Origin of the sequence: Pseudomonas sp. Sample_22 (assembly GCF_004307635.1) — a bacterium.
In the GTDB taxonomy this organism is placed as follows: Bacteria; Pseudomonadota; Gammaproteobacteria; order Pseudomonadales; family Pseudomonadaceae; genus Aquipseudomonas.
The window spans coordinates 70710-82779 of record NZ_RCNY01000031.1 but is presented as its reverse complement, the minus strand read 5'-3'; the positions used below and the strand labels follow the sequence as shown (position 1 = coordinate 82779).

The 12070-nt window shown below is 58.8% G+C and carries 8 protein-coding genes; 5 read left to right on the top strand and 3 right to left on the bottom strand.

Going from position 1 to position 12070, the window contains the following annotated elements:
* Positions 1-88 precede the first annotated feature (88 nt).
* The 3 genes from msrB to D8U73_RS07405 all read left to right on the top strand — a co-directional run bounded on the left by msrB (position 89) and on the right by D8U73_RS07405 (position 1588).
* Positions 89-484 (top strand): peptide-methionine (R)-S-oxide reductase MsrB, encoded by a 396-nt coding sequence (gene msrB / locus D8U73_RS07415; protein ID WP_056856382.1) that lies wholly within the window; start codon positions 89-91, stop codon positions 482-484.
* Between the two features lie 160 nt (positions 485-644).
* Positions 645-1130 carry a glutathione peroxidase gene (locus D8U73_RS07410; protein ID WP_056856381.1) on the top strand — a complete coding sequence of 162 codons (486 nt, stop codon included), beginning with the start codon at positions 645-647 and terminating at the stop codon, positions 1128-1130.
* On the top strand, positions 1127-1588 hold the full coding sequence (locus D8U73_RS07405) for a MarR family transcriptional regulator (protein ID WP_056856380.1): 462 nt from the start codon (positions 1127-1129) through the stop codon (positions 1586-1588). Before D8U73_RS07410 ends, D8U73_RS07405 begins: the two co-directional genes overlap by 4 nt.
* On the opposite strand, the gene D8U73_RS07400 is transcribed toward D8U73_RS07405, so the two are convergent.
* Positions 1572-3899 carry a response regulator gene (locus tag D8U73_RS07400; RefSeq protein WP_177434402.1) on the bottom strand — a complete coding sequence of 776 codons (2328 nt, stop codon included), beginning with the start codon at positions 3897-3899 and terminating at the stop codon, positions 1572-1574. The two genes, D8U73_RS07405 and D8U73_RS07400, sit on opposite strands and share 17 nt — an antisense overlap.
* A gap of 163 nt (positions 3900-4062) precedes the next feature.
* Between D8U73_RS07400 and D8U73_RS07395 the strand changes: the two genes are divergently transcribed.
* Both D8U73_RS07395 and D8U73_RS07390 read left to right on the top strand, forming a co-directional pair.
* The gene (locus D8U73_RS07395; RefSeq protein ID WP_056856378.1) at positions 4063-4953 is read left to right on the top strand and encodes an ATP-binding protein; all 891 of its coding nucleotides are present in this window, start codon (positions 4063-4065) and stop codon (positions 4951-4953) included.
* On the top strand, positions 4950-5432 hold the full coding sequence (locus D8U73_RS07390; protein WP_056856377.1) for a GAF domain-containing protein: 483 nt from the start codon (positions 4950-4952) through the stop codon (positions 5430-5432). Before D8U73_RS07395 ends, D8U73_RS07390 begins: the two co-directional genes overlap by 4 nt.
* Here the strand turns inward: D8U73_RS07390 and D8U73_RS07385 are convergent, their stop codons facing one another.
* Positions 5433-8378 carry an HD domain-containing phosphohydrolase gene (locus D8U73_RS07385; RefSeq protein ID WP_130904086.1) on the bottom strand — a complete coding sequence of 982 codons (2946 nt, stop codon included), beginning with the start codon at positions 8376-8378 and terminating at the stop codon, positions 5433-5435.
* Positions 8379-8426: 48 nt separating this feature from the next.
* On the bottom strand, positions 8427-12068 hold the full coding sequence (locus D8U73_RS07380) for a transporter substrate-binding domain-containing protein (RefSeq protein WP_130904085.1): 3642 nt from the start codon (positions 12066-12068) through the stop codon (positions 8427-8429).
* Positions 12069-12070: the final 2 nt, after the last annotated feature.

Sequence of the window (12070 nt, the reverse complement as noted above, 5' to 3'; positions counted from 1 at the left end):
ACTGGCGTTTTACGAGGCGCAATCATACGTGCCGCCCGATCCGTGGAAAAGGTACAGATCGGGCTTTTTCAGCCGCCGAGGTGTGATGATGGAAAAGTTGGAAAAAACCCTGGAAGAATGGAAAGCCATGCTCGATCCGGAGCAGTACAACGTATGCCGGCTCAAGGGCACGGAGCGGCCGTTTTCCGGCAAATACAACGACAGCAAGGTCGACGGTATCTACCACTGCATCTGCTGTAACGAGCCGTTGTTCGATTCCACAACCAAATTCGATTCCGGCTGCGGCTGGCCAAGTTTTTATGCGCCGATCGGCGACAGTGCCATGACGGAAATCCGCGATGTCAGCCACGGCATGATCCGCACTGAAGTGGTCTGCGCCAAATGCGATGCGCACCTGGGCCACGTGTTTCCTGACGGACCACCGCCGACCGGGCTGCGGTACTGCATCAACTCGGTGTGCCTGGACCTGGTACCACGGGGATAACACTTATCCGTAGGAGCAAGGCTTGCCCGCGATGGCGATCTCAAGAACGCCATCGCGGGCAAGCCTTGCTCCTACAGCAGCGTGGCGTCCGGTAATTTAAATTGCACACAATTCAATTGCACTCTATTTTGTATCCCTCATCTCTTCCAGAGCGCAAATCATGAGCGACAATCTGCTGAACATTCCTTGCACCACGATCAAGGGCGAGCAAAAGACTCTGGCGGATTTCGCTGGCAAGGCCGTGCTGGTGGTCAACACGGCCAGCAAGTGCGGTTTCACGCCACAGTACAAAGGCCTCGAGGAACTGTGGCAGACCTACAAGGATCAAGGCCTGGTAGTGCTCGGCTTTCCCTGCAATCAATTCGGCAAGCAAGAGCCCGGAAACGAAGGCGCGATCAGTGAGTTTTGCGAGCTGAACTACGGTGTCAGTTTCCCGCTGTTCAAAAAGATTGAAGTCAACGGCGCGGGTGCCCATCCGCTGTTCGTGCAGTTGAAACAGCGTGCGCCCGGCGTGCTCGGCTCCCAGGGCATCAAATGGAATTTCACCAAGTTCCTGATCGGCAAGGACGGCCAGTTGGTCAAGCGTTTTGCCCCTGCCACCAAGCCGCAGGATCTGAGCCGCGAGATCGAAGCCCTGCTCAAATGAACAGCGTGTCAGTCGACTCCCTGAATCTCGACAGTCAACTGTGCTTCAAGCTGTACGCCGCTTCCCGCGCGGTGATTCGTGCCTACAAGCCGATGCTCGATCAACTGGGGCTGACGTACCCGCAGTACCTGGCCATGCTGGTGTTGTGGGAATGGCAAGAGACCGCCCCGGAGCAACCGACCGTCAAGGCATTGGGCGAGCGTCTGGCGCTGGATTCCGGCACGCTGACGCCGTTGCTCAAGCGATTGGAGCAACTGCAACTGGTTCAGCGCCAACGCTCGGCGCGCGATGAGCGCGAGGTGCACCTGAGCCTGTCGCCCGCCGGTACGGCATTGCGCGATCAAGTCGGACCGCTCAAGGCTCGGTTGTTATGCGACAGCGGCGTGGACCTCAATCGCCTGAATGACTTGCGCCAGGGGCTGGACCATCTTTTGGGGCAGATCAGGGCTCTGTCGTAACGGGAACCCACAGGTCCAGCAGTGAGGCCAGTTCTTCGCGGCGGAAGGGTTTGGCCAGGTAGTCGCTCATGCCCGCCGCGCGGCATCGTTCGCGTTCCTCCGACATGGCGTTGGCGGTCAGGGCGACGATCGGCAGTTCCGGCCATCGTCCGCTACGACGGATTTGCCGACTGGCTTCATAGCCGTCCATCACTGGCATGTTGCAGTCCATCAGCACCAGATCGAATTCATCATTCTCCAGCCGGTCGAGCGCCTCGGCTCCGTGAGCGGCGACCGTTACGTCACAGCCGAGTTTGCCGAGCATGCCTTTGGCCACCAATTGATTGACCGGGTTGTCCTCGACCAACAGCACCCGTGCCCGGCGCTGCGGGCTGAGTATATCCACCGGCGTATCGCTGACGGTGCTGATTTGCGGTTGCAGGATACGTCGCAAGGTCTGGTGCAGAGCGTTGCGTGCCAGGGGCCGCGCTTGCTGCTGCAAGGGGGCGAGGGCGTTGACTTGCTCTCCGGGCATGAAATTGCCGTAAGCGGTCACCAGCAGAATTGGCGCGGTGAAAGTCGGGCGCAGGTTGAACAGGCATTCGGGGCAATCGGTGATCAGCACATCAGGATTCAAACCTAGAAGGGATTCATCAATGGCGCGTTGCTGGTATTCCAGCCCCCAACCCGGCAGCAGGCTGCCCAGCAGTTCCGCCAAGCCACTGCTTGCGGCGGTAATGGCGACGACCTTGCCCTGCAATGGCAGCGGCGGCAGGGCTCGCGTGTGGCGAGGCAACGGCAATTCTGCGCAGAACTGACTGCCGAAACCTGCTTCTGAGCTGATGGTCAGGCGCCCGTGCATCGCTTCACAGAGGTTGTAGGTCAGGGCCAGCCCCAACCCGGTGCCGCCGAACTGCCGGGTAATACCGGCGCCGGCCTGGGTGAAGGGCTGGAAGATTTTGACCTGGGCATCCTGGGGAATACCGATGCCGGTGTCACAAACCTCGATTCGTACGCCATCGCCGTCGCCGATGCTCGACAGACGGACGTCGACCCTGCCGAAACGGGTAAATTTGAGGGCGTTGGAGAGCAGGTTGCTGACGATTTGCCTGACCCGCGTCGGATCGCCGAGCACCAGCGCCGGGAAGTGCGGGTCGATCAGGCAAGTCAGCTCGACACTTGGTGCGGCGTTTTGCGACAACAGGTTGGCCGTGTCTTCGACCAATGAGCCAAGGTCGAACGGGATGTTTTCGAGTTCAAGCTGACCGGCATCGAACTTCGACAGATCGAGAATATCGTTGAGCAATTCCACCAGAACTTTGCCCGAGTCGTGAGCAATCGACAGCTGTTGCTGTTGTTCGGCAGTCAATGGCCCATCGAGCGATAGCGCAATCATGCCCAATAGACCATTGAGCGGCGTACGGATTTCGTGGCTCATGTTGGCCAGGAATACCGAGCGTGCTTCGGCCATGTCCAGCGCCGTACTGCGAGCCAGTTCCAGTTCCTGATTGGACTGACTGAGCCGGGTGTTGATTGCCTTGAGCTCCGCTGTGCGCGCCGAGACGATGTTTTCCAGTTGGCCGAGGTAATCGGTCAGGCGGTTTTCGGCGTTGCGCCGCTGCTGGATTTCAGTGGTGACGTTCTCGAATTGTTGGTTGGCGACTTTCACCAGCACGCCGATTTCATCGTTGGCGTGCCCTGCCGGACATTCCAGAGGCGTGGGTTCCCCGCTGCGTGAATCCCGGCTACTGAGTTCGTGAATCAGCCGCACCAGAGGTTTGGTCAACATTACATAGAACAGTGTCAACAGAATGCCGGTCAGGATCAGGCTGCGGGCGAAGCCGTTGAGCAGCGTCACCTCGGCCCGACGCAGGAAGCGATAGCCGAACGAATAAGTGTCGACGTCCAGTTTTAGTGTGCCAAGGGATTCGTTGGGCAGGTGGTCCAGATAGAGGCGGTCTTCGAATTGTCGTTCGGCACCGAACAACAGGTCGCTGATCATGCGATAGCCACTTTGCTGGCCGGGGCGCTTGACGTCGGCCAGCACGTTGCCGTTGTTATCGATCAGTCTGGCTCCGATGATTGCCGGAGAACGCAGCAGGCCCAGTGTCAGTTCCTGAGCGAGTTCGGCGTCGATGTTATAGGCGATGCGCGAGGCGGGGTTGTGGCTGATTTCCAGCAAAGACAGTATTTCGCGGTTGATGGAGGCGTCTTCACTGGCATAATCGATGCCTATTTGCAGCAGGCTGAGCAGCATGCCCAAAATGAAACCAACCAGCACGGTAAGCCGGGCTTGCTTGTAGGACAGCCGGTTGGTGAACTTGATATCCATGGGGTGCTGAACCACTTCCGTTTCCCTTCGCTGCTCAAGCATAGTCGATCATGCATGTATACCGATGTTCTCGCGACCCCGTGTACCGGGGTGATCGCTCATTGAACGCTAAGTTTCGTCGATGTATCACCATCATTACCGTGAACGTGCCCGAGGAAAAGACGTGGACTCCCGATTGAATGCTTTTCTTGAACGTGCCGACGCCGTTCTGGCTCGAATCGAACCGTTGCTGCCTGCACCTCGGCAAGCCATAGACTGGTCCCATTGCCTGGCAGCGCGCTGGCAGCGCGAGGGACGAAGCGGGTTTCTGCTGCCACTGCAAGTCAGCCTCGACATGCGCCTGTCCGACCTGATCGGCGTTGACCGGCAACTGGAGCAACTGGGACGCAATACCCGGCAGTTCCTCGATGGCATGCCGGCCAACCACGCCTTGCTCTGGGGTTCGCGCGGTACCGGCAAGTCGTCGCTGGTGCGTGCCTTGCTGGCCGAGCATGCCAAGGGTGGATTGCGCCTGATCGAGATTGAACGCGATCACCTGGCCGACTTGCCGCGAGTGGTCGAACAGATCGCCAAATTGCCGCAACGTTTCGTGCTGTTCTGCGATGACTTGTCGTTCGAGTCGGGCGAGGGTGACTACCGCGTGCTCAAGAGCGTGCTCGACGGTTCGCTCGAACAAGCGCCGGACAATGTATTGCTGTACGCCACTTCGAACCGTCGCCACCTGGTGCCGGAGAAAGAAAGCGATAACGAAAACTGGAAACGCGTCGACGGCGAACTGCACCCCAGCGAAGCGGTGGAAGACAAGATCGCGCTGTCGGATCGCTTCGGTCTGTGGCTGTCGTTTTATCCGTTTACCCAAGAGCACTATCTCAACGTCGTCGAACACTGGATCGGCCAACTGGCGGACAAGGCCGGCCTCAAGTGGCAACGGGACGAAGCGCTGGACATCCTCGCCGTGCGTTGGGCCACGGGACGCGGCAATCGCAACGGTCGTTGCGCGTATCAATTTGCCCGCTATTGGGTTGGGCTGAAACTGTTGGAGCACAAGGCATGATCGATTTACAAAAAAGCGGCCAGGGCCTCGAAGGTTACGGCATGCTGCACGCGCAGCTCGAATCGTTGCTGGCGGACGAGCGGGATTTCATCGCCAACGCCGCGCAATTTTCGGCGTTTCTGTTCAATCAGCTCGATGACCTGAACTGGGCGGGCTTCTACCTCAATCGCAACGAAGAACTGGTGCTGGGCCCGTTTCAAGGGCAGATCGCTTGTGTGCGTATCCCGTTTGGCCGTGGAGTATGCGGAACGGCGGCTGCGACCTTGCAGACGCAACTGGTCGAAGACGTGCACGCCTTCCCAGGGCACATCGCTTGTGACAGTGCATCAAACAGTGAACTGGTGGTGCCGCTGATCAAGGATGGCCGACTGATCGGCGTGCTTGACCTCGACAGCCCGAAACTTTCGCGTTTCACGGCGCAGGATCAGGCCGGAATCGAGCAGTTGGCCGCGATTTTCCTGCGCCTGACCGATTGCTGATCACCCCTTCAGGCCTGCCTTGATCAGCAGGCCTTGCACGTCCACCGCATCGATCTGTTGAGGGTCGAGAAAGCGTTCGGCGTAGAGCAGATAGATGCGCGCGTTGATGAACAGTCCAAACAGTTGCGGGTCGATGTGGGCGTCCCGGCACATGAATGCCATGATGCCCAGCGCTTCGCTCAAGGACTTGGCTTTCTTGTAGGGGCGGTCGGCGGCGGTCAGTGCTTCGAAAATATCGGCAATCGCCATCATTCGCGCCGGCAGGCTCATTTCCTCGCGTTTGAGCCGTTTCGGATAACCGGTGCCGTCCATTTTTTCGTGATGACCACCGGCGATTTCCGGAACGTTGCGCAGGTGTTCCGGGAAAGGCAGGTGGTTGAGCATCAGGATGGTCTGCACCATGTGATGATTGATGATGTATCGCTCTTCGTTCGTCAGGGTGCCGCGGGTAATGCTCAGGTTGTAGAGTTCGCCGCGGTTGTACTTGAAGGGTGGCACATTGAGCTTGAAACCCGAGGGATTGTCCGGCGCTATCAGTTCAACTGCCGGGCGTTCGAACAGATGCTCGGGTTTGTCGGCCAGCAGTGATTCAATGACCGGCAGAGTTGCCGCCGGGGTGCGGGCCTGACGCCGGTTTTCTTCCCATGAAACTCCCAAGCGGTCATCCAGGGTTCGGGTCCAGGTGCGTTGAGCGATGCTGTGCAGGCGTTGCAGATCGGCTTCGGCCATGGCTTCGCCACCGAGATTGCAACGCGCGATGAACGCAAAATCCTCATCGAGCGCCGTCAGCGCTGTATCACGTAGCGGCGCCAGTTGTTGTTCGTCGCCACCCTGGGCAATGCCTCGCCAATAACCGATCCAGACATCGCGCTTGAGCACTTCGACGCGAGTGCGGATTTCGTGGATACGGTCGTTCAGGGTTTCCAGTTTCGTGGCTTTATCGACGACGTATTCCGGGGTGGTGATCTTGCCGCAATCGTGTAGCCAGGCGGCGATGTGCAGCGCCTCCCATTCATCGTCCGTGGGTTGGTAGCTGGCGAACTCCGGGGCCTGGCTGGCCGCTGCAGCCTCGGCGAGCATCAGGGTCAGTGCTGGCACGCGCTGGCAATGGCCACCGGTGTAGGGGCTTTTCGCGTCAATCGCACCGGCCAGCAGTTTGATGAAAGCGTCCAGCAACTGTTTTTGCCTGACTTGCAGTCGCTGACTCTCGATACTCACCGCGGCCGCGCCAGACACGGCCTGAAGAAACGCTATGCGATCCGGACGCAGTTTCTCCAGATCACTGCGCTCGCCGCTATCGGCCAGCAAAAACACCAGCAGCCCCACGGTTTCGTTGTGGCGATTGTGCAGGCGGATGCCAATCAGATGGACTCGCGGGCAGGCCATTGCCAGCAGTACTTTCTGCAGGTCCCCTGCCTGTTCGAAGCCCAGGTTGGTCACTACGTTGTTGGCGCCCGACAGCTGCCGCAGCCACGTTGGGCTTTGCACGTCTTGCAGTTCATGCGCCTGGATGTCGAAGGATGACAGGGGCTGAGCGACGTCGTTAATCACCAGGCCATGCGGTTCCATGCGGTCCCCGTCGCCTTCGCGCAGGTAAATCAGGCCGGCCTGGGCCTGGCCGATTTTTACCGTTTCGAACAACACCCGTTCCAGCAGCGGCGCAAAGCGGGTCTCGGCGCTCAGGCTGTCGGTGATCTGAAAAAAGCTCGCCAGTGTGTCTTTCATGCGCGCCATCGACACGCTCAGTTGGTCAATCTCCAGCACCGGGGATCGCCGGGACAGCGGAAAGTTGAAATCGAAACTGCGTATCGCGTCCGCTTCCTGCACCAGTGCACGCAGGGGTTTGACCAGGATTCTCGACGTCAGCCAGCCAAGCGGCAGGCACAGCAACAAGGTCGCCAGCGTAATCAGCGCGCCTTGCCAGCGCATGCGGTAGGCGTCAACGAGCAATTCATCTTCCGGCACCAGCATTGCCAGTTGCAGCCCTTGGGGGCCACCCTCCTGCATGCTGCTGCGGGCCACGATCCAGTTGCGACCGGCGGCACTCAGGCGGTTGCCCTGCGTCGGGTTGTTGAGCAATGCGCCAAGACTGGGGTTCAGGTCGGCCGCCTTGATCAGGCGGGCGGACTGATCGTCGATGATCAATCGACTGCTGTCGGGGTAGGCAATGGCATTGCCCTGACCATCGAAGAGCACGATTTCGGTAGCCGGCGTCACCACATGCCTGGCCAGGGTAGCGCTGAGTGCGGCCAGGGTCAGGTCGGCGCCCATCACCACATTCTCACCGCCGCGCCGGGCCAGCGTAGTGCCAATTTCGCGGGTGGAGAAAAAGATGTAGGGCTCGGTGGTGATCTGATCGTTGTCGTCGCTGGCGCTGGAGAACCAGGCACGGCTGCGTGGATCGTAATTATCGCCGGGATTGTCCAGGCGACTGATCAACATCAGGTCTTTATCGAAAAAAAGTGATTGGGAATGAACCTGGCCGTTAGCGTCATGTTCGATGCTCCATACCTGGAATGCCGCTGTATCCGGTGCTTTGAGCAGGGCTTTCAGAGGTGCGGAGCGCAGCGGCCGCACCATGAAGAAGTCACCGTTGTCGTAGCCCAGGTACAACGAGGCGAGGTCGGGATTGTCCTGGAGTGACTGGCTGAACGGCGGGAGTAACGCCAGGCGCTGTTGCAGATCGGGAGCCTGGACTGCAGGCGCGTGCACCAGCAGGCTGAGCAAATGTCGAATCGGTTCGTAGGTCGCGTGCAGGTCCACGCGCACGTCCTGCTCAATTCGATTGAAAAGCCTCTCGCTGCTGGACAGGATGATCTGCGTGGTTTGGTGATAGTTGAAAACACCCAGCACCACCCCGGTCAGCAAAAGCAAAAAGGTGAACATCACGCTGATATGCACGTGCAACGGAAACCGACGTTGATTCGGGCGCAGTGGGCTGGGCATGCAAGTTACTCCATGATGGTTAACACACTGCTCAGCGTCCAAGCATAGTTAAGCCTCTGGCATTTCGCCTTGCTCCGTTTTGTCGATTTGCAGCAGCAATGCCTGCTCCAGTTCGAGCATCGCGTGCTCCAGTTCCGTGCAGCGCTCGGTCACTTTTTCGCGCAGCAAGCGTTCACGGCAGGCGGCTTCGAGCGCCTCGCAACAGTCGATCAGTCGGCAGGCCTGCACGATTCGCGCGGCGCCTTTGATTTTGTGGGCAATGTCCAGAAATGGTTGCGATTCGGTTGACCCCGACAGCGTCTTCAATGCCTGGCGATCCAGACGGTTACTGTTGAGCAACTCGGCCAGCAACCGCTGATTGAGCTGCGGATTTCCTCCGGTCAACTGTTGCAACGCGCGCAGGCTGAAGGCCGGTGTTACAAGAGCAGGCGCCAGGCCGTTGACCCATTGACTCAGGGCGGTCAGCGTCAGGGGCTTGAACAGGCAGTCATCCATACCGGCCTGTTTGCAGCGTTGCACTTCTTCGGGCTGCGCGTTGGCGGTAAAACCCAGCACGGTGCAGGGTGGCAATTGCAGGTGTTGTTCGTGTCGGCGAATGGCGCGCGCCAACGCGTAGCCATTCATGACCGGCATGTTGCAATCGGCGATCACCAGATCGAACCTGTCGTTTTTCCACGCCTCGAATGCTGCCTGACCATCCGCCGCAACGCGGAAACGATGGCCCAGAAACTCCAGTTGCTGACACATGAGCAAGCGGTTGGCGGCGTGATCGTCGACCACAAGGACGTGCAACGGAGCAATGGCGGTAGCGAGCGGGGTTTCAATTTTTTCCACCTGCGGCTCGCGCGGCAGCATGGGCAGGCGCAGCAACATTCGCACGTTGGTTCCTGTCCCGGGCTGACTGCTCAATTGCAGTTGGCCACCCATCATTTCGCACAGGCTGCGGCTGATCACCAGGCCCAGCCCGGCACCACCTCTGCCTGACTGGCCGGTGGCATCGGCCTGAGCGAAAGGCGCGAACAGGCGCAGTTGGTCCTCTTCACTGATTCCGATGCCGCTGTCTTCGACCTGCAACATCATGTCCACCTGATCGGGTTCGGTGGCGTGCTGCAGTCGGACGACAATCCTGACCTGGCCTTGCTCGGTAAACTTGATGGCGTTGCTGACCAGGTTGGACAGCACCTGTTTGAAGCGCAGAGGATCGAGCAGAACATCCATGGGCGGATCGGCCGATTCGAATTCCAGCAGCAGTTCGAGCGCTTTCTGCCGGGCAAGCCCATCGAAGATACGCACCACCGACGCCACGATCTCCTCAGGATTGACGCGTTCAGGGCTCAGGCTCAGGTGCCCGGATTCGATGCGTGCAATGTCGAGTATGTCTCCGATCAACTCCAGCAGGTCTTTGGCCGAGTGATACGCCACATCGATTGCCGAGCGATCGGGATGGTTGTGTTCAATGCGCTTGAGTGTCAGCTCGAGCATGCCGATCACTGCATTCATGGGGGTGCGGATCTCATGGCTCATGGTCGCCAGGAATGTGCTTTTGGCCCGGTTGGCTTCATCGGCGCGTTCTTTCGCCAAGCGCAGATCATCGAACAGTTGTCGCCGTTCGCTGATATCGATCCAGCCACCGATGATGCCTTGAACCTCACCACTTGAATCCCGATACGGAAGAATCCAGTGATAGATCGTCAATCGCCGGCCGCCGATGTGCAGCGCACGGTCGAGAATCAGCGGCGTGCCTTCGGTCACGACACGCTGGTAATCGGCCTGATACTCCAGGGCTTCGAACGCATTGCTCATCGAGCCCTGAATCACGCTTTTGCCGATGACGTCTTCGCGTTTTGCGCAGAACGCTTGCAGATAACTGTCATTGCAACTTTGCAGCAAGCCCTGGCGGTCGCGTACGTAAATCGGGTGAGGCGTACCGTTGACCAGTGAACGCATGAATTCGAACTGATCGTTCAGGGCTCGCTCGGCCGCCTTGCGCTGGTTGATCTGGCGCCGCATGTACGCGTTCCAGGCCACGGAAATCATCAGCAATACACCGGCACCTATGACGATTTGGTAGAAGAGCCGGTGCAAGGTTCGCCAGGTGTTTTGCGTGGACTCCGAATACCCACGCCAGCGGCTGTTGATGATGCCCAGTTCTTCCGGGGCGATGCTCAGCAATGCCTTGTTGAGGATGTCATTGAGCTCCTTGGCCTCGCGGCCGGTTGCCAGGGAAAAGGCTGCCTGCTCGGTGCCGATGGTGGTACTGATCTGCAGCGAGCGCTCGAACAGACGCGATGAAATGAAGTAGTTGGCGATCACCAACGAGTTGACCGCACCTTCGGCCAAACCTTCGGCCAGCATCTCTACGGCGCTGAATGTATCCGGCGTTTCAATGAGTTTTATTCTGGGAAAATCCTTGCGCAGATACTCCACCACCGGGTTGCCTTGGGCGACAGCCAGGCGTTTGCCTTCGAGCTGTTCAAGATTGAGCGGGCTGTCCGGGGCCTTGCGTGTCAGCAAGACGTAGGAGTTTTGCAGGTACGGGCGGCTGAAGTTCAGCAGGGTGTCGCGCTGCGCACTGGGGAGCAGGGCGGCGATCAGGTCGGCCTGGTTGTGCTTGATCCGTTCGATCATGTCGCTGTCACTTCGGCTGCGCTGAATGTCGAAGCGCAACCCGGTACGCAAGCGGATCAGCTCGAGCAAGTCCGCGGCCACGCCGCGAAAGTTGCCGGCGCTATCGAAAAACGTCAGTGGCGCGAAAGCTTCGTTGACCACCACTCGCACGACTGGATGTTGTGCCAGCCAGCGCTCCTCGCTGTAACTGAGTTCCAGTTTGTGATCGGTGAGCAGAATGTCGCTGCCGGCACTCCAGCGTTTGGCGATGTCTTCCCGGATGCTTACAGGAACCGCCATCAGCATCGCATTGATGATGCCGAGCAGTTGTGGATTGTTTTTGTTCACCGCGAAACTGAAACCGTGGGCTTCGTGTTTGCCGAAGTTGGCCATGCGGATGTTGTTCAGGTAGCCCTTGTTGATCATGTAATGGGTTGAAATGGTATCGCCCAGAAACACATCGGCCTGGTCGAAGGCCACGGCGTTGATCGCATTCTGGTAGGACGGATAGGACGTGATGATTGCCTTCGGATAAAGCGCTTTGACTTCTTCCTGCGGCAAGTAGTGATAGACCATGCTCAATCGCATGCCGGCGAGGCCATCGGTCAACGACCTGGTTTCACCTTCGCGTGTCACCAGTACCGGTTGATCCACGGCATAGGGTGCGGAAAGGACAATGTTGTCATTGTGGGCTTCAAACCCGTTGGCAGTTCCCAGAAGGTCAATCTTGCCGCTTTCCAGTGCCTCGATGGCAGCATTTCTGGTCGCAAAGCGTTGAACCCTGACCGGCAAGCCGGTGACAGTACCAAGGATGCCTGCGTAATCGGCAGTGAAACCTTCATAATCCTGGCCGCTGAGTGTCAGGTCGAAGGGTGGATAATCCGGTGCTGACGTTCCAAGGACCAGCGCGCGTTTATGCTCGAGCCATTGCCGTTGCGTGGCATCCAGCCGGATTTCCAGGGTGCCGGCCGTGGAGCGACTCAACAGGGCATAGTTTTCAGCGCCCTGTGCCGCGAACAATGAAGTGCTCAGGCACAAGCCTGCGATCATCAGTATCAGGTAATCCGTCAGGCGGCTGGGCATGG